Below are 21,009 nucleotides of genomic sequence, written 5' to 3' on the forward strand. Positions count from 1 at the left end.
GCTGGCAAGCCAGCGCCTACAAGGGTTGCGTGTATTCAGTCGAGCAACTGGTCGCTGCGCACCAGGTTGCGTTCGGCTTGCAGGTGGGCTTCGGACAGGCGTCCATAGAGTTGCTTGGTGCGCTGGGCGCGGCCTATGATCCCGGGCTTTTCCGAGTAGGCGAAGATCGCCGTGTTGCGCTCGATGGCGCCTTCGACGCGGGTCACGCGGTGGACCGAAAAGCGTCCCTTGAAGATCTGCAGGTCGCCGGGATTGAGTTCGAGTTCCTGCACCCGGCTGCGGTCCTCGCCACGTACCACCTTGCCCACGGCCCCGAGGTTTTCCGCCGAACGCGAGCGGATCATCGGCGCGTACTCGAACAGGCCGCCGGCCTCGGGTTTCTGGGTCATCATGCTGACGATGAATTCGTTGGTGTCGAAGTGCCAGGGCTGTTCGGTGCCGTTCGGCATGACGTTGATCACCAGGCCGGCGAACGGGTCGGCGTATTCGAAAATCTCCGGTTCGTCGAGACAGGCACCGATGAACCGTTTCATCATCGGCGATACGTAGAGCCGGTGGATGATCGCGTCAGGGGCGATCATGTCGCGGGTCACGAAACCGCTGGTGCGCTCCATGAAGGTGCGGCGCGGATCATCTTCAGGCAGCGACGGGTCGTCCTCGGTGAAGTAGGCATTGACCTTGCGCACTGAATAAAAAGTCTTGTCCGACAGCGCCTGGCCCTCGCTGCGGGCCTGTTCCAGCACTTCGGGACGCAGGAAGTTCTTCAGCAGGCAGCAACCGTCGATGGCCAACTCGGCCCGGGCATGTTCGATCAGGGCCTGTAATTGAACATGGCCCGAATCATGTATGGGATACAGCTCGGTGTTGACGATATCGCTGATATCACCGACTTCGGCATCGGCAAGTTGAAGGCTCATGTCGCGCTCCGTTTATTAAGTGAAGACTGATCAAGTAAAGAATCGCTCGCCATCGCAAGTTCCAGGTTGTTCCGGCGTTGAATTGATAGTTGCTTAAATACGGGAGTAATAGAAATGATCAGTTCCGATCGAATCCATCGGCAGGCGCGATAGTTATGTCAGGTCATCTGGACGGAACCCTGCTCAAGGTCTTTGTCGCGATTATCGAGTGCAAGGGCTTTTCAGCGGCGGCCGAACGCCTGCACAAGACCCAGTCGACGGTCAGCCAGAGCCTGCAGCGCCTGGAGGAAGTGGTGGGCACGCCGCTGGTCTATCGCACCAGTCGCAGCGTCAGCCTGACCCCCAGCGGCGAGACCTTCCTGATTTATGCGCGGCGCATCCTCAAACTGCACAACGAGGCAATCAATGCCGCGCATCTGCCGGGCGAGGGCGGCTGCATTCATGTCGGCCTGCCGGAGGACTATGCGCAGTACTGCCTGGCTGGGGTGTTGCGGGATTTTCGCGAGCACTTCCCGAAGATCCGCCCGGATATCTGCTGCGAAATGTCCGTGGCCCTGGTTGCCCGTCTGCAACGTGGCGAGTTGGACCTGGTGCTGGGTGTGCAGCATGCGCACCTGCAACCGGGGGAGTTCCTCTGTGACGAGCCGCTGGCATGGGTGACCCGCGAGGGCTGGGTGCCGGGTCGCGACGAGTCGGTGCCGCTGGCGGTCTATGCCGAGGGGTGTGCCTTTCGGGCCAATGCCATCGACGCCCTGGCCGAAGCCGGGCGGCCCTGGCATGTGGTCTACACCAGCCAGAGTCCGCGGGGCATCGGCGTCGCCATCGACGGTGGCGGGATGGTCGGGGTGACGGCGCGGCGGCTGGTTCCGCCAGGTTGGCGGGTGCTGGATGAGCGGGATGGTTTTCCGCCCATCGAACCGGCGCGCTTGATGCTCTGGCGGGCGGCGGATCGCCAGGACCCGGAACTGGACGCCCTGGTGGCGATCCTCTGTCGCCAGTTGGGACGTTCAGAGCGCTTCGGCGAGGGGCGCGCCGCGTCGCTGATGGCGAGCCATGGCGTATAGCAACAGCAGGCTGGCAAGCGTCCAGGCGGCGATCCAGGCATGGATCGCGGCGAACGAGCCGCTGGCCTGCAACAGCAGGCCGTTGATGGCATTGGCGCTGGCGCTGCCCAGGCCATAACCGACCATGCTCAGGCTGACCACCTGCAGGCTTTGCACCGGTGTCAGGCGGGCGCTGAGGTAGGCGGCCATCAGGCCCCAGACCGGGAAGTAGAACAGCGCGAACAGGCCGGCGGCCAGCCAGGCCAGGGCCAGCATCGGGTACAGCAGCAGCGCGAGCATGGCCAGGCCGAAGGCGCCGATGCTGAAGGCCATGACCCGCAAGACTCCCCAGCGGTCGGCGAGGGCGCCCAGCAGCAGCCCGCCCAGCGCCCCGCAAGCGCCGATCAGGGTCCAGAGCGAACCGGTGGTCTGTGGGCCGGCGCCCAGGCGTTCGCTGACAAAAGCCGAGAGAAAGTTCAGGAACGGCCCGCTGGTGCTGCCGATAAAGGTGCTGAGCAGCAGGATATGCACCGCGACCGGTTGTTCCAGGCACAGCCGCAGCCACTGTCGCAATACCTGCCTGAACGACGGCGTGGCAATGGCGCGAGACGTCGCGGGTGGGGGCGTGGAAGCCAGGGCCCAGCAGGTGAGGGCCGTGACCGACAGCGTCAGGCCGGCGCAGATCAGCCAGAAATGTTGCAGGGAAATCCCCTGGAGCAGGGCGATCAGCAGCCCGTTGAGGCAGATCGCAAAGGCCGCGCCGGAGGAGGCCAGGCCCAGGATCCGACTGCGGTGGCTGGCGGGGATCAGCTCGCCGGCCAGGGCGGCAATGGCATTCCAGTTGGACACCGCGCAGGCCGACACCAGTGCCAGGCACAGGGCGAAGGGCAGCACCCGCGGCGTCGCCACGGCCAGTGCCAGCAGCAGGGGGCTGAGCAGCATGGTCAGGCGCACCATGTTGCGCGGGCTGATCCAGGCGGCTGCCAGGCCGCTGGCAATCGAGGCGCCCATATAGAAAAGTTGCAGCAGGGCGGCGATGGCCGCGGCCTGGCTGTAGTTCAGGGCGAAGTGCTGGCGAATTTCCGGTAATAACGCCGAATAGAGAAAGATACTGAAACCATGGGTGGTGGCATTACAGGCGGTAAATATAAAGGCGAGCAGGGCGAGGGATCTTGTCGGAGTATTTTTATGGGTTGTCATCATGGCATCCGAGAAGAGTTTGATTATCGGGTTATTGCAACAGGATGGGGCGAAAGTTCGAGTCTCGCCCTGTGCAAGTGCGTGCGCTTGTTATGTATCGAGTTACCGGTCAGCGTACCTTTTACAAGTTGAAAACAGCCAGTGCTGAATACTCATGGGCGCTGTGCGAAATACTCCTGCTATTTATCCCGGGGCGACGTGATTGCAGTCGAAACCGACACGCGGATGATCCGCAGCCGGATGTGGCCTTGTGGCGAGCGGGCTGGAGTCTTGTGCGCGAGAGATTCGGTATTTTTGTAGGACGATCGACGAAAAAGGAATGTTACTCGTCCTGGCCCCGTGCCATGCTTATGGCAGTCCGGCCCATCGTGAGTGTCTTTTCTTGAAACGCAAAATGCCCGCGCTCAATGCGCTCAAAGCCTTCGAGGTGGCCGGTAGCACCGGCAGTTTCACCCGTGCCGCCGAACTGCTGAACGTTACCCAGAGTGCCGTTAGCCGCCAGGTCCGCCAGCTCGAGGAACAACTGGGCGAGAGCCTGCTGGAGCGGCGCCATCACCACCTGGAGCTGACCAGTGCCGGTCGGGTGCTGCTGCGCGCCTTGCACCAGTCCTTCGACAAGATCGAGATGACCGTGCGCGGCATCCAGGAGAAGAACCACGCCAACCGCCTGCGCATCAATGCGCCGCCGACCTTCACCAGTCGCTGGTTGCTGCCGCGCCTGGGGCGGCTGCGCCAGCAGCATCCGGGGCTGGAACTGAGCATCACCACCCGCCTGCAGGACAGCCTGGCCGAGACCAGCACCCTCGATTGCGCGATTCGTTTCGGCGACGGCGAATGGGATGGCCTGGACAGCTCGCTGCTGATGCACGAGCGGCATATCGCGGTGTGCTCGCCGAGCCTGTATGCGCGGGAAATGGGCGGGCAGGAGATCGATCTCAATCGCCTGACCCTGCTGCATGTGCTGGCCAAGGAGGACCAGCGCTACCTGACCTGGAAACACTGGCTGGACGCGGCGCGGATCAGCGGCGTCGATACCCTCAGCGGCTACGAGTTCGACCTGCTGGACCTGGCGATCCATGCGGCGATCGACGGCCTGGGCATCACCATCGCCGACTGGCACATGGTCACCGGCGAACTGGCCTGCGGGCAGTTGACCCAGGTGCTCAACGTGCATGTCGACGGGCACCAGTCCTACTGGCTGGTGACGCGTCCGGAACAGACGCAGATCCCCCAGGTACAGCTGTTCAACCAGTGGCTGCAGGAGGAGCTGGAACTGGCGCGGCGACAGCTGGAACCGTCGACGGCGGCGCAGATGCCCGTTATCTGAGGGCGTGACACGACCCTTGTGGGAGCCGGCTTGCCGGCGATGCGGGCGCCGCGCTGCCTCCGCTGCACCGCGTGATCGTTCATCGCCGGCAAGCCAGCTCCTACACGTCTGGCGGTAACCTGCATTTTTCGAATGTTCTGCACCTGAATTAATCGTTTGTTCATCCCGCGCCGGATGACAAGACTGCTGGCATCTCCGATAAGAAAAGTACGAGAACCAGTACATGCCCACCCAGCGCAATTTTGTTAACGGCCAGTTTGTCGATTCCGCCGGCACCGCCTCGATCGCGGTGTACAACCCGGCGACCGAAACCCTGGTCGGTCACGTGCCTGCCGCCACCCCCGCGCAAGCGATCCAGGCCGTCGACGCCGCCGCCATCGCCCAGAAGACCTGGGGCAAGCTCACCAGTATCCAGCGTGCCGAGCACCTGCGGGCCTTGGCCGATGCCCTGGAAGCCCGCGCCGGGATCATCGGCCAGGCCCTGGCGGCCGAGTCCGGGAAAAGCCTGGCCGATGCCAGCAATGAAGCCCGCTACGCGGCGCAGATCACCCGCTACCACGCCGAATGGGCCCGTCGTATCGAAGGTGAGATCATTCCCAGCGATACCCCGGACGAAAACCTGTTCCTGCAACGTGAGCCGATTGGCGTCGTCGCGGCACTGATTCCGTTCAACTACCCGGTCTATACCCTGCTGCGCAAGATCGCCCCGGCGCTGATCGCCGGCAACACCGTGGTGGTACGGCCGAGCAACAACACGCCGATCTCCGCGTTCGAAATCGCCCGTGCCGTCGAGCAGTCGGGAATGCCCGCCGGCGTGGTGAATATCCTCACCATGGACCACGGCACTGCCGCCAGCGTCTGCACCCACAAGGCCGTGGGCCTGATCACCCTGACCGGCAGCGTCAACGCCGGGCGCATTGTGCTCGACTACTGCAAGGCCAATATCGCCAAGCCGTCCCTGGAACTGGGCGGCAAGACTCCGGCGATCATCGAGGCCGATGCCGACCTGGAGCAGGCCGCCAGCGCCATCGTCGCGTCCAAGACCACGCACTGCGGGCAACTGTGCACGGCGGTGGAACGGGTCTATGTTCAGGAGAGCGTGCATGACCGTTTCCTGGCGCTGCTGAAAGAGAAGATCAGCGCGGTGAAGTTCGGCGACCGGGCCACGGATGCCAGCCTGATGGGGCCGCTGGTCAATGCCGCCTCGCGGAACACCATCCACGCCATGGTCGAACGGGCCGTGGCCGATGGCGCGGTGCTGGAAACCGGCGGGGTGATTCCTCCGGGCGCGGGGCATTTCTATCCGCCGACCCTGCTCAGCGGCTGCCGCCAGGACATGGAGATCGTTCAGGAGGAAATCTTCGGCCCGGTCCTGCCGGTGCTCAAGTACGGCGATATCGACGAAGCGCTGGCCATGGCCAACGATCACCAGTTCGGCCTGTCGTCGGTGCTCTATACCGAGAACTATCGCACGGCGATGAAAGTGGCGAACGCCATCGAATCCGGCGAGCTGTATGTCAACCGGACCCCGGCCGATCCCTACCAGGGGTTCCACGCCGGCTGGAAACGCTCGGGCCTGGGCGGCGATGACGGCAAGCACGGCATGCTCGAGTTCACCCAGACCCGCCTGGTGGTCATGAAGTACTGATCGGCGATACCGCGACACGCTATTCCAATAACAACAATCGATAGAGAGGGGCGCCCGGAGCATGCCGGGTGGCCCGAGGTCTTCTTCATGTCCAAGCCCGCAGCTGTTCAGGCTGGCGCCGCGTCCGCGAAAAGCGACAAGGGCAGCCGTTATTTCCAATTGATGTTGCTGGTGCTGGCCGCCGGAGCGATCTACCCGATCCTCTACCTGCGCCAGGTCTACCAGACCACCATGCTCGAAGTGTTTCATATCAATCACAGCGAACTGGGCTATCTGTACTCGATGCTCGGCACGATTTTCCTGCTCAGCTACCTGCCCAGCGGCTGGCTGGCGGACCGCCTGCCACCGCGCTTCCTGATCTTCTTCTCCCTGGTCGCTACCGGTGCCCTGGGCCTGTGGTATTCCAGCGTGCCGTCGCTGACCGGCCTGATGATCATTTTCGGCTGCTGGGGCCTGACCACCGGCCTGACGTTCTGGGCCTCGGTGCTCAAGCGGGTGAAGATGATCGCCCATCACACCGAGCAGGGCCGTTTCTTCGGTATCCTCGACGGCGGACGCGGCTTGGTGGAAGCCTTGCTGGCGACCGTCGCCCTGGGGCTGTTCGCCTACGCCACCGAGACGCGCGGCGAGTCGACGGGCGAAGGCTTCAAGCATGTGGTGTACCTGTATTCCTTCACCTGCATCGCCATCGGTTGTGTGCTGGTGCTGCTCAAGGACCCCAAGTCCCTCGAGGCGAAAACCGCCGAAACGGACAGCCAGCCCCACAACCTGCTCGGCGACCTGCTGACCCTGGTGAAGATCCCCGAGCTGTGGCTGGTGACCGCCATCGTGTTTTGCGGCTATCACATGTTCTGGGCCACCTACAGCTTCTCCGACTATCTGCAGGGCGGCGGCATGACTGCGGTCATGGCCGGCACCATCACCACCATCAAGCTGTGGATGCGCCCCATCGGCGGTATCGGCGGCGGCTGGCTGGGGGACAAATTCTCCAATATCTCGGTGCTGATCGTCGCGCTGGCGCTGGTCACCCTGGCGATGGTCGGCCTGATCGTCTTCCCGGCCCTGGGCAGCCTGGGCCTGCTGATCGGCACGGTGATCTTCATCGGCCTGATGACCTACGCCATTCGCGGCCTGTACTGGGCGATCCTCGACAGTTGCAACATCCCGCTGCGCATCACCGGCCTGGCCATCGGTATCGTCTCGGTGGTGGGTTACCTGCCCGACACCTTTATCCCGCTGATCAACGGCTACCTCACCGAAACCTATCCGGGTGCGGTCGGTTACAACCTCTATTTCGGCTACATCGCCTTTATCGGCCTGCTCGGCACGCTCGCGGCCCTGACCCTGCGCGCCCGCATCAATCGCAAAACTCATAACCAGACAGGTGCCTGAGATGAAAATCGTCGCCCTTGAAACCCATATCGTCGCCGTACCGCCACCGCATATCGGCGGCATGTACTGGCTGTTCGTCAAACTCAGGACCGACTGCGGCATCGAAGGCGTGGGCGAGATCTACGCCGCGACCTTCGGCCCCAAGGCCATGCTGCCGATCATCGAGGACGTGTTCGAGCGCTACCTGCTCGACCAGGACCCGCACCATATCGAACGCTTCTTCCGCCAGGCCTACTCCAGCGGTTTCACCCAGCGTCCGGACCTGACCATGATGGGCGTGGTCAGCGGCCTGGAGATGGCCTGCTGGGACATCATCGGCAAGGCGGCGAACAAGCCGGTCTATGAACTGCTGGGCGGCAAGGTCCACGAACGCCTGCGTTCCTACACCTACCTTTATCCGGTCAACAGCAAGGGCGAGTACGACTACGACGATCCGGACCTGGCGGCCGAGTGCGCCATCGAGAACATGAACAAGGGCTTCACCGCGGTGAAGTTCGACCCGGCCGGTCCCTATACCGCCTATTCCGGCCACCAGGTTTCCCTGGAAGTGCTGGAGCGTTGCGAAACCTTCTGCCGCAAGATCCGCGAAGCGGTGGGCAACAAGTGCGACCTGCTGTTCGGCACCCACGGGCAGATGGTGCCGTCCTCGGCGATTCGCCTGGCCAAACGCCTGGAGAAGTACGACCCGCTGTGGTTCGAGGAACCGGTGCCGCCTGGCCAGGAGGAGGCCATGGCGCAAGTGGCGGCCAAGACCAGCATCCCGATCGCCACCGGCGAGCGGCTGACCACCAAGTACGAGTTCTTCAAGCTGTTGCAGGCCGGCGGGGCGTCGATCCTGCAGATGAACGTGGCCCGCTGCGGCGGGCTGCTGGAAGCCAAGAAGATCGCCAGCATGGCCGAGGCCTACTACGCGCAGATCGCCCCGCACCTCTACAACGGCCCGATCGGCGCGGCGGCGAGCTTCCAGCTGGCGACCTGCACACCGAACTTCCTGATCCAGGAAAGCATCATGACCTGGGGCGGTTTCCATGCCGAAGTGCTGACCAGGCCGCTGCAGTGGGAGGACGGCTACATCATTCCGTCCACCGAGCCGGGGTTGGGCGTCGAACTGAACATGGACGTGGTCCGCAAGCACACGCCCTACACCGGCGAGCGCCTGCACCTGCAAATGGCGCCCACGCCGGCGGACGTGAAAGACACCTCGCCCGCCAGGGGCTGAACCACTTTCCCGCCCTCGGCGAGGGCGGGGCATGGCACCCCAAGAGTGCCTTCAACGACTGACGCGGTAACCGTGCATGACATACGACTACATCATCGCTGGCGCCGGCGCCGCCGGCTGCATTCTCGCCAACCGGCTCTCGGCCTCCGGGAAGTTCTCGGTGCTGCTGCTGGAAGCCGGTGGCAAGGACAGTTCACTGTGGTTCAAGATCCCGGTGGGCTTCGCCAAAATGTATTACAACCCGACCTTCAACTGGATGTACTACAGCCAGCCACAGAAGCAGTTGGGCGATCGCCGCATCTACGCGCCACGGGGCAAGGTGCAGGGCGGTTCGGGTTCGATCAACGCCATGGTCTATGTCCGTGGCCAGGCCCATGACTTCGACGACTGGGCGGCCAACGGCAATGACGGCTGGTCGTTCAAGGACGTGCTGCCGTATTTCCGCAAGCTGGAGAACCACCCGCTGGGCGATACCGAGTACCACGGTGGCAGCGGCCCGATCAGCATCACGCCGATGCAGGGGCACACGCACCCGATCTGCGATGTGTTCCTCAAGGGTTGCGACGAGCTGGGCTATCAGCGCAGCGACGATTTCAACGGGCCGAAGTTCGAAGGGGCCGGCGTGTATGACGTCAACACCCGCAACGGCCAGCGCAGCTCCAGCAGTTTCGAGCACCTGCATCCGGCGCTGGGGCGACCGAACCTGAGCATCGAGCACCATGCCCTGGTGGAACGGGTACTGTTCGACGATGACCTGCGGGCCACCGGCATCGCCATCACCCAGCACGGTGTGGCGCGGACCTTCAAGGCCAGCAAGGAAGTGATCCTCTGCGCGGGTGCGGTGGACACGCCGAAGATCCTGCAACTGTCCGGAGTGGGCGAGCAGAAGTTGCTCAGTAGCCACCAGATACCGGTGGTCAAGCACCTGCCGGCGGTGGGGCAGAACCTGCAGGATCACCTGTGCGTCAGCTACTACTACAAGGCCAATATCCCGACCCTCAACGACGAACTGAGCTCGCTGTTCGGGCAGTTGAAGCTGGGCCTGCAGTACCTGCTGACCCGCAAGGGCGCGCTGTCGATGAGCGTCAACCAGGCCGGCGGCTTTTTCCGCGGCAATGAAGAGCAGGCGCATCCCAACCTGCAGATGTACTTCAACCCCTTGTCGTACCAGATTCCGAAGAACAACAAGGCCAGCCTCAAGCCGGAACCCTATTCGGGTTTCCTGCTGTGCTTCAACCCGTGCCGGCCGACCAGCCGCGGCAGCATCCGCATCGCCTCGAAGAACCCGGCGGACGCGGCGCTGATCGATCCGAACTACCTGAGCACCGAGAAGGATATCGACGAAGTGCTGCAGGGCAGCCGGCTGATCCGCAAGATCATGCAGGCCCCGGCGATCCGGGCGATTACCGTGGAGGAAGTGTTGCCCGGCAAGGCGGTCAATGACGACGCGGGCATGCTCGAGTATTTCCGCGAGAACAGCGGTTCGATCTATCACCTGTGCGGTTCCTGCGCGATGGGCTCGGACCCGCAGGTATCGGTGGTCGACAAGCTCCTGAAGGTGCACGGGATGAAGGCATTGCGCATCGTCGACGCGTCGATCTTTCCGAACGTGACCTCGGGCAATACCCATGCGGCGGTGCTGATGGTGGCGGAAAAGGGGGCCGACCTGATCCTCGAAGACGCCTGAGCCGAGGGCGTCAGTGCCGGCCCCTTCGCGGGCAAGCCCGCTCCCACAAAATCTGTGTCGCTCACTCATGTTGTGAGCGACGTCCCCCCTGTGGGAGCGGGCTTGCCCGCGAAGAGGCGATCGGCCACGCCCATCTACCGACGCCCCCGACCCCAATCCTCAAACCACAGAATCTGTTGCCCAGCCCCTCGCGCCCCGCAACGACAACCATCACCGCCCGTGAATCGGCAGGCTGGCGTTCCCCCGTGCCGGCAGGCCAGCGGCTGAAAGTGATTTAGGCACTGCCCGAGGAACGCCGTACAATGCCAGGGGTGGCGCATGAGATGGATCTGGGTCGCCGAGATCCCCGAGCCTGCGCAACCGTTTCTTTCTGGTCGTTTGAAGTGAGGCAAGCCATTCATGGCGGATATTCGTGACCTGTCGATCGTGCTGGATCGCATCGACCAGGCAATTATCGAGGTGCTGCGCCACGACGGGCGCATTACCTATCAGAAACTCTCCGAGCGCGTGCACCTGACCCCCAGGCCCTGCCTGGAGCGGGTGCGCAAGCTGGAGCAGTTGGGGGTGATTCGCGGCTACGGGGCGATTCTCGACGAGAGTAAGCTCTCGCCAGGGCTGTCGCTGCTGGTTCTCGTGGCGCTGTCGAACCAGAGCGGGCGAGCGGCGCAGAAGGCTTTCGAAGCCAAGACCCGGGCCTGCCCGCACGTGCTCGAGTGCCGCCTGCTCAGTGGAGCGTTCGACTACAGCCTGCGCATGCGCTGCCGGGACATGGAGCACTACCGGGTACTGACCGAGACCTGGCTCGAGGATCCGGAACTGCATATCGACAAGCTGGTCAGCCATCCCGAGCTGGCGACGGTCAAGGCGTCCATGGAATAACCGCTGCGCCAGGGAGCGGGCCTGCCCGCTCGCCACCGCCCGCGCTGCTGCCCTGGACCACAGGCTGTTGCTGAACTCGCCGATTCTGCTGGTCGCGGCAAACCTTTCAGCCATTTCCAGCACCCGCCACTGGCTTACTCAGCCGGGTTTTCCCCTCGACCGGACAGACAATGGGCACCTCGATCCCTCATTGATCCTGCGCCCATGCAAACCACCCATACTGTTTTGATGATTCGCCCGGCGAGCTTTGCCTTCAATCCCGACACCGCCGCCAACAACCGTTTCCAGCATCAGGCGCGGGCCGATGAAAACGTCCAGCGCCTGGCACTCGAGGAGTTCGACGCTTATGTCGCGGCGCTGCGGGCACAGGATGTCGAGGTGCTGGTACACAACGACCGGGCGTTGCCCCATACCCCGGATTCGATCTTCCCCAACAACTGCTGGAGCAGTCATCCCGACGGCACCCTGGTGGTCTATCCGATGCAGGGTGAGAACCGCCGATTGGAGCGCCACAAGGGCGTGCTCGACTGGCTGCGCGAGCATCGCCAGGTCGAGCGTCTCGTGGACTTTTCCGATCTGGAGCGCCAGGGCCTGTACCTCGAAGGCACCGGCAGCATGGTCTTCGATCGCGAGCAGCGGATCTGTTACGCCGGCTACTCGACCCGGACCCATGCCCGGGCCTTGCGGCAGGTGGTCGACCACCTCGGCTACCAGCTCTGCGGTTTTCACGCGGTGGATCGTGGCGGCGTGCCGATCTACCACACCAACGTGATGATGAGCGTCGGCCGGCGCCTGGCGGTGGTCTGCCTGCGGGCACTCGATGACCCGGCCGAACGTGAAGGCCTGCGCCAGTGCCTGGAAACCAGTGGCAAGGAACTCCTGGTGCTGGACTGGCAACAGTTGGAGTCCTTCGCCGGCAATATGCTCGAAGTGCACAACCGCCGGGGCGAGCCGCTGCTGGTGATGTCGCGCACGGCCTGGGGTTCGCTGGATGCCGGCCAGCGCCGGCAGATCGAACGCCATGCCACGCCCTTGCCCGTGAATATCGACACCATCGAGCGCATCGGCGGCGGCAGTGCCCGTTGCATGCTGGCCGAGGTGTTCCTGCCCAAGCGTCAATTCGCCGTGGAGTGTGCCCGATGATCGTTCGTCCCGCCCGCCTGTCCGACCTACCGGCCCTGTTGTCCCTGGCCAGGAGTGCCGGTGCCGGCCTGACCACGTTGCCCGCCGATCCGGTACGCCTGCGACATCGCCTGGAGTGGGCGGAAAAAACCTTCGCCGGCGAGGCCCAGCGCGCCGATGCCGATTACCTGTTCGTGCTCGAAACCGCCCAGGGCGAGGTGGTCGGGATCTGTGCCGTGGCCGGTGCGGTGGGGTTGCGCGAACCCTGGTACAACTATCGGCTCGGATTGTTTGTCGCGGCCTCGAAAAGCCTGTCGATCAACCGGCACCTGCCGACGCTGTTCCTGGGCAACGACATGACCGGTCACTCCGAGCTCTGCTCGTTGTTTCTCGGTGCCGGGCATCGCAACGGCTTGAACGGGCGTCTGCTGTCCAAGGCACGCTTCCTGTTCCTGGCCGAGTTCCGTGGGCACTTCGGCGACAAGGTGATCGCCGAGATGCGCGGTTATTCGGACGAGCAGGGCGTCTCGCCGTTCTGGGAAGGCCTGGGACGGCATTTCTTCAAGATGGATTTCGCCGACGCCGACTACCTGACTGGCCAGGGCAACAAGACCTTTATCGCCGAGCTGATGCCCAAGTTCCCGCTGCCCACCTGCCTGCTGCCGGAAGCCGCGCGGGCGGTGATCGGCCGGGTGCACCCCAATACCGAACCGGCACTGGGCATGCTCAAGGCCGAGGGTTTCGGCTTCAAGGACTATATCGACATCTTCGACGGCGGGCCGCTGATCGAGTGTGCCACCGATGAGATCCGTGCGGTCCGCGACAGCCAGGTCCTGGTGCTGAGTATCGGCACACCAGGGGAGCAGGCCGAGCCCTGGCTGATCCACAACCGCCGGTTCAGCGATTGCCGGATCGGTACGGCGCCGGCAAGGGTCGCCGCCGGCACGCTGATCGTCGACGCTGCGGCGGCGCGGGCGCTCGGGCTGGAGGCCGGGGCCTCGGTGCGTGCGGTGGCCTTGTCGCCACGCCGGGCACAACGGGCCGCCGCTTGACGGCGAGGACGCCCTGCAAATGACGGGAATCGCCTGGCGGGATGAAGAAGGTCTGTAAAGTCAGTGAAATGGCACGGTAAAACGCAAAACCTGTTATTTCTGACAGTTGTTCGATGCAACCTCGATGGATTGAATAGCGGGCAGGTCGCGCGGGCACTACGGTCGCAGGCGACGCCCCTTTCATGGAGGAATTCGCCGATGCTGCTGCAAGCGTTACGAGGTTATCGGGTCAGCCCGGCGGGTGAGCTCGATCCGGGATTCGGTTGCTCGGGCAAGGCATTGGTGCGGTTTCCCGGCAGCCTGTCGAGCCAGGCCAATGACGTGGTGTTCTGTCCCGATGGCAAGATCCTCGTGGTGGCCAAGGTGGACTTCGCCGAAGGCGCGTTCTTTGGCCTGGCGCGTCTCAACAGCGACGGCTCGATGGACGGCGCGTTCGGCGAGGACGGCAGTCTGGTCGGCCGTTTCGAAGCCGTGGGCGAGTCGGCCGGTATCAGCCTGCGCCGGTTGCATGACGGGCGAATTCTGGTCTTTGGCCTGCACTATCTGGATGCCCACCGGACCTTGCCGGCCGTGGCCCGGTTTCTCGCCGACGGACGCCTCGATCCGCAGTTCGGCGACCAGGGCATCCAGGTCTTGCGTCTGTCCGGCAATCTCTCCGAAGGGCCCCGCGACGGCTGGTTGCCACCGGGCCTGCCGGGGGTGGAGAGTTGTTCCGGCAGTGTCCAGCCGGACGGCAAGATCCTGCTGACCCTCAATCACAGCTATGCCTGCGCCGATCATGTCGGCCTGCTGGTACGGCTGGAACCGGACGGGGCCCTCGACCCCGGCTTCAACGGCCATGGTTTCGTGGTGGTACGGCGTCTGCTGGTGAACACCTGGCTCAGCTGTGTGCAGGTCCAGCCGGACGGCAAGATCCTGGTGGGCGGCTCGATCGATTTTCCGCCCAGCGGGCTGATTGCCCGTTATCTCCCGGACGGCCGTCTGGACCCGGCCTTTGGTGACGAGGGTTACTTGTCCGTGCGCTTTGCCGGCGCCAGTTCGATGGTCACGCAACTGGCCCGTGGCACCCAGGGGCAACTGGTGTGCGTGGGCAATCGTTTCGATCCGCTGAGCTGCGCATTGCAGGGCTTTACCGCCAATGGCGGCCTCGATCGGCGTTTCAACGGCGGCGAGGCGGTGCTGCTGGACATCGATGCCCCCGCCAGCCAATGGGCAGCGCTCGCGGTGCAGTCCGACGGCACCCTGCTCGCCGCCGGTTCGACGGTGGCGGGATTCGGCTCGGACCTGGTGCTGGCGCGCTACCTGCCGGACGGGCAACTCGACCGCGACTTCGCCGCCGGCAAGGGCTGGGTGCGTACCCGCCTGGGCAAGAGCCTGGACACGGTCACGGCAATTGCCCTGCAGGGTGACCGACGGATCCTGGTGGCCGGTCATTCCCTGTTCGGCAGTTTCCAGGCGGTGGTAATGCGTTACCTGGGCTGATCCCTTTGCGTCAACCGCGCAATTCCGGGCGATCGCGGAACTGTTCCAGCGCTTCGGGATTGGCCAGGGCGTCGGTATTTTTCACCGGCAGTCCGTGCACCACGTTGCGCACCGCCAGTTCGACGATCTTGCCGCTGAGGGTCCTGGGAATATCCGTCACCGCGAGGATCTTCGCCGGCACATGACGCGGTGTGGTGTTGGCGCGGATCACCTGGCGGATCTGCTGTTCCAGCGCCTCGTCCAGTTGCACGCCCTCGTGCAGGCGCACGAACAGCACTACTCGCACATCACTCTGCCATTGCTGGCCGATGGCGAGGCTTTCCAGCACCGATTCGACCTTTTCCACCTGCCGGTAGATTTCCGCCGTGCCGATGCGCACGCCGCCGGGATTGAGCACCGCATCGGAGCGCCCGTGGATCATCAGGCTGCCGCTGTCGAGTTCCTCGGCGTAGTCTCCCTGGGCCCAGACCCCGGGAAACTGGCTGAAGTAGGAGGCCTTGAGTTTTTCCTGCTGTGGGTCGTTCCACAGGCCGACCGGCATCGCCGGGAAGTGCCGGGTGCAGACCAGTTCGCCTTTTTCACCGCGCAATGGCCGGCCGTTGTCGTCCCAGACCTCGACGGCCATGCCCAGGCTCTTGCACTGCATTTCGCCACGGGTGACCGGCAGCACCGGGTTGCCGCTGACAAAACACGAGACGATATCGGTGCCGCCGGACATCGACGACAGGCACAGCTCGCTCTTGATTTCGCGGTAGACGTAGTCGTAGCTGTGGGGTGACAACGGCGAGCCGGTCGAGAGCAGGGTCTTCAGGCGGGTCAGCTGATGGCTGTGTCGCGGGTTGAGTCCCGCTTCCTCCAGGGCGGCCAGGTACTTGGGACTGGTGCCGAAGACGCTGATGCCTTCACTGTCGATCAGGTCGAGCAGGCGTTGCGGGCCCGGGTGGAACGGCGAGCCGTCATACAGCACCAGCGTGGCGCCGACCGCCAACCCCGAGACCAGCCAGTTCCACATCATCCAGCCGCAGGTGGTGTAGTAGAACAGGCAGTCGTCGCGGCCCAGGTCAACGTGCAGGCCATGTTCCTTGAGATGTTGCAGCAGCACGCCGCCGGTGCTGTGGATGATGCATTTCGGCACCCCGGTGGTGCCGCTGGAGTAGAGAATGTACAGCGGGTGGGCAAAGGGCACCGGGACGAAATACGGTTCGCCGCCGGGTCGGTAGAAGTCGTTCCACAGGCTCACCCTGGCGCCGGTGGTGAATTCTTCGGCGCGTGTCTGCGCACGGGCATAGGGCACGATCAGCAACTGCTGCAACGATGGCAGGCGTGCGAGGATTTCATTGAGCTTGGCGCTCTGGTCAAGTTCCTTGCCGGCATAGCGGTAGCCGGCGCAGGCGATCAGGACCTTGGGCTCGATCTGGCCGAAGCGGTCGATCACGCCCTGGGTGCCGAAGTCCGGCGAGGAGCAGGACCAGATCGCCCCGAGGCTGGTGGTGGCGAGCATGGCCACCAGGGTTTGCCAGGTATTCGGCATGCAGGCCGCGACCCGGTCGCCGACACCGACGCCGGCGGCCCGCAGGCGCTGTTGCAGACCGGCGACATGGGCGGCCAGCTCGGCATGGCTGAGGGTTTCCCGGCGACCGTCTTCGCTGACCGCGACCACGGCGAGATGGTTGTCGCGGCGACGCAACAGGTGTTCGGCGAAGTTCAGGGTCGCGCCCGGGAACCACTGGGCGCTGGGCATCTGCCCGCCTTCGCTCAGGACCGCCTCGGCCGGCGCCTGGAACTCGACATCGAAGAAGTCGACGATGGCCTGCCAGAAGGCTGGCCGGCGCTCGATGCTGAAACGGTGCAGGGCCGGGTAGTCGGCGATCTGCAGATCGTGACGGTGATTGACGAAGCGCCGGAAGGCTTCGATCCGGGTCTTGCTGATGCGCTCTGCACTTGGGCGCCAGAGGACTTCGGCCATGGTTTTTCCTTTGTTGTTTTTCTCACCGATCTTTGCGTTGTACACCCTCACCGTGGGAGCTGGCTTGCCAGCGATGGCATCCTTGAATGCAACGCCGGATTCACTGGCCTCATCGCCGGCAAGCCGGCTCCCACGGGTAGGGTGGTGTTTTCGAGATACCAGGCATTCAACTATTGCGCCAACCAGCCGCCATCGATATTCCACGCCGCGCCGCGCACCTGGCTGCCGGCCTCGCTGCAGAGGAACAGTACCAGTTCGCCCAGTTGCGGGGGCGTGACGAACTCCAGCGACGGTTGTTTCTCGGCCAGCAGGTCATGTTGCGCCTGTTGTGGATCGATGCCGCTGGCGGCGCGGTCGTCGATCTGCTTCTGCACCAGCGGCGTCAGCACCCAGCCCGGGCAGATGGCGTTGCAGGTGACATTGCTGGTGGCGGTTTCCAGGCCGACCACCTTGGTCAGGCCGATCACCCCGTGCTTGGCCGCGACATAGGCGGCCTTGCCCACGGAGCCGACCTGGCCATGCACCGAGGCGATATTGACGATCCGCCCCCAGCCGCGGGCGCGCATGCCCGGCAGGGCCAGGCGGGTGCTGTGGAACACCGAGGACAGGTTGATGGCGATGATCGAATCCCAGCGCTCCACCGGGAAATCCTCCACCGCCGCCACATGCTGGATACCAGCGTTGTTGACCAGGATGTCGACGCCGCCGAACTCCCGTTCGGCATAGGCGAGCATATCGGCGATCTGCGCCGGGTCGCTGACATCCGCCGGGTGATGGCCGACCCGGCCACCGAACTGTCGCACCTCGGCAATCACCGCGCTGGCATCGCCGAAGCCGTTGAGGACCAGGTCGGCGCCGGCCTTGGCCAGGCTCAGGGCAATGCCCAGGCCGATGCCGCTGGTGGAGCCGGTGACCAGTGCGGTTTTTCCTTTGAGACTCATAGTCGTTTCCTCAGACAATGCCGGTGGCGTAGAACGTGGCGATCACCACGAAGACCGCCAGGGTCTTGATCAGCGTAATGCAGAAAATATCCTTGTAGGCTTCGCGGTGGGTCAGCCCGGTCACCGCCAGCAGGGTGATCACCGCGCCGTTGTGGGGCAGGGTGTCCATGCCGCCGCTGGCCATGGCCGCGACCCGGTGCAGCACTTCGAGGGGGATATTGGCGGCGTGGGCGGCACTGATGAAGCTGTCGGCCATGGCCGCCAGGGCGATGCTCATGCCGCCGGAGGCCGAGCCGGTGATCCCCGCCAGCAGGGTCACGGTAATGGCTTCGTTGACCAGCGGATTGGGGATGCTCTTGAGCCAGTCGGCCAGCACCAGGAAGCCCGGCAGCGAGGCGATGACCGCACCGAAGCCGTATTCCGATGCGGTGTTCATCGCCGCCAGCAGGGCGCCGCCGACCGCGCTCTTGCTGCCTTCGGCCAGCTTGCCGCGAATCGCCCGGAAACCGAACGCCAGGACCATGATGATGCCCACCAGCAGTGCCGCCTGGACGGCCCAGATGGCGGTGAGCTTGGCGATCTCGGTCTGCACCGGCGCGGCCATGCCCGGCAGGCTGAGGCTGTGGGTCTTGCCGTACCAGAGGGGAATCCAGTGGGTGAACAGCAGGTTCATGATGCCCACCAGCAGCAGTGGCGAGAGGGCGATCCAGGGGTTGGGCAGGCGGATATCCTCGGCCGTTTCCGGTTCGTTGCGCAGCTCGGTGCCGTAGCCTTCACCGGCGCGCTGGGCCTTGTTGCGCTGGCGTTGCAGGAACAGCATGCCGGCGCAGAACACGAACACCGTACCGATCACTCCCAGCCAGGGCGCCGCCCACGCGGTGGTGTTGAAGAAGGTACTGGGGATGATGTTCTGGATCTGCGGCGTGCCGGGCAGGGCGTCCATGGTGAACGAGAACGCCCCGAGGGCGATGGTCGCCGGGATCAGGCGCTTGGGGATATTGCTCTGGCGGAACATCTCGGCGGCGAACGGATAGACCGCGAACACCACCACGAACAGCGAGACGCCGCCGTAGGTCAGCAGGGCGCAGACCAGCACGATCACCAGCATCGCCTGGCGGGTGCCGAGCAGGCGGATGGCGGCGGCGACGATGGAACGGGAGAACCCGGACAGTTCGATCAGCTTGCCGAACACCGCGCCAAGCAGGAAGACCGGGAAGTACAGCTTGATGAAACCGACCATTTTTTCCATGAACACCCCGGTGAAGGCGGGGGCGACGGCGGAAGGATCGGTCAGCAGGACGGCGCCGAGGGCGGCGATGGGAGCGAACAGGATGACGCTGTAGCCACGGTAGGCGGCCAGCATCAGCAGCGCCAGGGCCGCGAGGGCGATGATCACACTCATGGTGTGTCTCCAATTGTTATTTTTGTAGGTTAGGTCTGAATCTCCAGTGGGATTAGCGAGTTTCGTGCCATAAGGCTAACGTATTGAAATCAAAGGCTATTTTTGTTTTTTATAGAAGGCTTTCTTGTGATTGTCTCTGAATGGAGACTTTTCTTCTCGGAAATCTATCCTGAAAGTGCCCGATCAGGAAGCGGGCCTGTGTAGGAGTGGGCTTGCCCACGAAGCTTTTAGCGGGCTTGGGGGCGCTTTCGCGGGCAAGCCCGCTCCCACAGGGGAGGAGGTGTCTCGTTTTGGGGACGAGTGTCTCTTTATTGAGACTCAGGGATGCCCAGGGCCAGCATCTTCTTGTACAGGGTCGATCGGCCCAGGCCCAGCCGGCGTGCCGCGTCGCCGACCTTTCCGGCACATTGCGCCAGGGTGGTTTCAATCAGTTGCCGGTCGAATCGCTCCCGGGCGGCGCTGAAGGTTTCATTGCCCACGGGGGCCGTGACCTGGACGTGCGGGCGTTGCAGCGGGCTGAAGGTGCCGATGGCGCCCCGAATGTCGGCAGCGTCGAGGACCTGGGTATCGCTGAGCAATGCCGCGCGTTCCAGCACATTGCGCAGTTCACGGATATTGCCCGGCCAGGCATGCTGCCCGAGCAGGTCGAGGGCTTCGGCGGCCAGTTCGTGGTGGCTGCGCAGTTCCTCGAGGATCGCTTCGCTCAGCGCCGGCAGGTCGTCCAGGCGCTCGCGCAGCGGCGGCACCTGGATCGGCAGGACATTGAGGCGGTAATACAGGTCGGCACGGAACTCGCCGCGCCGGATCGCCGCTTCCAGGTCGGTGGAGGTCGCGGCGATCACCCGCACGTCGCTGCGCAGGACTTCGTTGGAACCCACCGGCTCGAATTCTTTCTCCTGCAACACCCGCAGAAGCTTGCTTTGCAGCGGCAAGGGCATATCGCCGATCTCGTCGAGGAACAGGGTGCCGCCCTGGGCGATCTGCAACTTGCCGGGACGGCCCTTGCGATCCGCGCCGGTAAAGGCGCCGGGCGCGGTGCCGAAGAACTCCGCTTCGAGCAGGGTTTCCGGAATCGCCGCGCTGTTGATGCTGACAAAGGCCTTGTGCGCCCGTGGCGAGGCGCTGTGGATGGCATGGGCCAGCAGTTCCTTGCCGGTGCCGGTTTCCCCCAGCAGCAGGATCGGCGATTCGGTGCTGGCGCTGCGTCGGGCGCGGCGCTTGACCTCCAGGCTCGCGGCGCTGGTGCCGATAAAATGAGCGAAGTTGTATTTGGTCTGCCGCGCCCGCAGCAGCGAGCGGGTCGAGGCCAGTTCGGCCTGCATGCTCTGGTAGCGCTTGAGCAGCGGCGACAGGCTGTGCAGCTCGCCGAACAGGGCGAAGCCGATGGCGCCGATCACCGTGCCGGCGTCGTCATGGATCGGCAGGCGCATCACTACCAGCGGTTCCTTGGGCATGTCCTGCAGGTCCAGCAGGATCGGTCGCCCGGTCCGCACCACTTCGCGCAACAGGCTGCCGGGGATCACGCTTTCGCAGGGCTGGCCGATGGCCTGTTCGGCGCTGGCGAGGCCGAAACGCCGGGCGTAACGCTCGTTCATCCAGACGATCCGCGCATCGCGGTCGACGATCACGGTGCCTTCGCTGGACTGTTCGATGATCTCGAACAGCGAGCGAATCGCCAGCAGGCGGACCCGTTGGTAGTCCTTGAGGCTTTCGCGGTCGTTCATGGGCGTTT

General features: G+C 64.1%; 16 protein-coding genes. 10 read left to right on the forward strand and 6 right to left on the reverse strand.

The features are described 5' to 3' along the window. Positions 1-35: 35 nt before the first annotated feature. Entirely contained in the window at positions 36-917 is an 882-nt protein-coding gene (locus tag ACL9RJ_RS05525; RefSeq protein WP_017124629.1) for a HalD/BesD family halogenase, read from the reverse strand. A 155-nt stretch (positions 918-1,072) separates the two neighbouring features. Between ACL9RJ_RS05525 and ACL9RJ_RS05530 the strand changes: the two genes are divergently transcribed. Then, entirely contained in the window at positions 1,073-1,981 is a 909-nt protein-coding gene (locus tag ACL9RJ_RS05530; protein WP_177087556.1) for a LysR family transcriptional regulator, read from the forward strand. Here the strand turns inward: ACL9RJ_RS05530 and ACL9RJ_RS05535 are convergent. Continuing rightward, positions 1,925-3,160 (reverse strand): MFS transporter, encoded by a 1,236-nt coding sequence (locus ACL9RJ_RS05535; RefSeq protein WP_017124627.1) that lies wholly within the window; start codon positions 3,158-3,160, stop codon positions 1,925-1,927. The genes ACL9RJ_RS05530 and ACL9RJ_RS05535 overlap by 57 nt on opposite strands. A gap of 382 nt (positions 3,161-3,542) precedes the next feature. On the opposite strand from ACL9RJ_RS05535, the gene ACL9RJ_RS05540 reads away from it, so the two are divergent. The 9 genes from ACL9RJ_RS05540 to ACL9RJ_RS05580 all read left to right on the forward strand — a co-directional run bounded on the left by ACL9RJ_RS05540 (position 3,543) and on the right by ACL9RJ_RS05580 (position 14,968). Continuing rightward, positions 3,543-4,487 carry a LysR substrate-binding domain-containing protein gene (locus ACL9RJ_RS05540; protein ID WP_042934682.1) on the forward strand — a complete coding sequence of 315 codons (945 nt, stop codon included), beginning with the start codon at positions 3,543-3,545 and terminating at the stop codon, positions 4,485-4,487. Between the two features lie 223 nt (positions 4,488-4,710). Next, positions 4,711-6,135, forward strand: coding sequence for an aldehyde dehydrogenase (gene aldA, locus ACL9RJ_RS05545; protein WP_422764993.1), 1,425 nt, complete (start codon positions 4,711-4,713; stop codon positions 6,133-6,135). An 87-nt stretch (positions 6,136-6,222) separates the two neighbouring features. Beyond that, the gene (locus tag ACL9RJ_RS05550; protein WP_422764994.1) at positions 6,223-7,527 is read left to right on the forward strand and encodes an MFS transporter; all 1,305 of its coding nucleotides are present in this window, start codon (positions 6,223-6,225) and stop codon (positions 7,525-7,527) included. 1 nt (position 7,528) lies between these two features. Next, positions 7,529-8,746, forward strand: a complete 1,218-nt coding sequence (locus tag ACL9RJ_RS05555; protein ID WP_017124623.1) for a mandelate racemase/muconate lactonizing enzyme family protein — start codon at positions 7,529-7,531, stop codon at positions 8,744-8,746. 76 nt (positions 8,747-8,822) lie between these two features. Further along, the gene (locus ACL9RJ_RS05560; protein WP_177119596.1) at positions 8,823-10,433 is read left to right on the forward strand and encodes a GMC family oxidoreductase; all 1,611 of its coding nucleotides are present in this window, start codon (positions 8,823-8,825) and stop codon (positions 10,431-10,433) included. Between the two features lie 399 nt (positions 10,434-10,832). Next, positions 10,833-11,312 (forward strand): Lrp/AsnC family transcriptional regulator, encoded by a 480-nt coding sequence (locus ACL9RJ_RS05565; protein WP_017124621.1) that lies wholly within the window; start codon positions 10,833-10,835, stop codon positions 11,310-11,312. A 204-nt stretch (positions 11,313-11,516) separates the two neighbouring features. Then, positions 11,517-12,455, forward strand: coding sequence for a citrulline utilization hydrolase CtlX (gene ctlX / locus ACL9RJ_RS05570; RefSeq protein WP_017124620.1), 939 nt, complete (start codon positions 11,517-11,519; stop codon positions 12,453-12,455). Beyond that, positions 12,452-13,486: an arginine N-succinyltransferase gene (gene astA / locus ACL9RJ_RS05575; protein ID WP_017124619.1), complete on the forward strand. Its 1,035-nt coding sequence runs from the start codon at positions 12,452-12,454 to the stop codon at positions 13,484-13,486. Before ctlX ends, astA begins: the two co-directional genes overlap by 4 nt. A 198-nt stretch (positions 13,487-13,684) precedes the next feature. After that, positions 13,685-14,968 (forward strand): hypothetical protein, encoded by a 1,284-nt coding sequence (locus ACL9RJ_RS05580; RefSeq protein WP_017124618.1) that lies wholly within the window; start codon positions 13,685-13,687, stop codon positions 14,966-14,968. A 10-nt stretch (positions 14,969-14,978) separates the two neighbouring features. Here ACL9RJ_RS05580 and ACL9RJ_RS05585 read toward each other — a convergent pair whose 3' ends face one another. The 4 genes from ACL9RJ_RS05585 to ACL9RJ_RS05600 all read right to left on the reverse strand — a co-directional run bounded on the left by ACL9RJ_RS05585 (position 14,979) and on the right by ACL9RJ_RS05600 (position 21,001). Then, positions 14,979-16,934 (reverse strand): acetoacetate--CoA ligase, encoded by a 1,956-nt coding sequence (locus ACL9RJ_RS05585; RefSeq protein ID WP_422764995.1) that lies wholly within the window; start codon positions 16,932-16,934, stop codon positions 14,979-14,981. Positions 16,935-17,104: 170 nt separating this feature from the next. Next, positions 17,105-17,875 carry a 3-hydroxybutyrate dehydrogenase gene (hbdH, locus tag ACL9RJ_RS05590; protein ID WP_017124616.1) on the reverse strand — a complete coding sequence of 257 codons (771 nt, stop codon included), beginning with the start codon at positions 17,873-17,875 and terminating at the stop codon, positions 17,105-17,107. A 10-nt stretch (positions 17,876-17,885) separates the two neighbouring features. Beyond that, a complete protein-coding gene (locus ACL9RJ_RS05595; protein ID WP_017124615.1) occupies positions 17,886-19,277 on the reverse strand; it encodes a GntP family permease in 1,392 nt (463 codons plus the stop codon). Positions 19,278-19,585: 308 nt separating this feature from the next. Beyond that, positions 19,586-21,001, reverse strand: a complete 1,416-nt coding sequence (locus ACL9RJ_RS05600; protein WP_177106296.1) for a sigma-54 interaction domain-containing protein — start codon at positions 20,999-21,001, stop codon at positions 19,586-19,588. Positions 21,002-21,009 lie beyond the last annotated feature (8 nt).

It is taken from the genome of Pseudomonas sp. Mn2068 (assembly GCF_049319725.1).
Lineage (GTDB): Bacteria > Pseudomonadota > Gammaproteobacteria > Pseudomonadales > Pseudomonadaceae > Aquipseudomonas > Aquipseudomonas gingeri.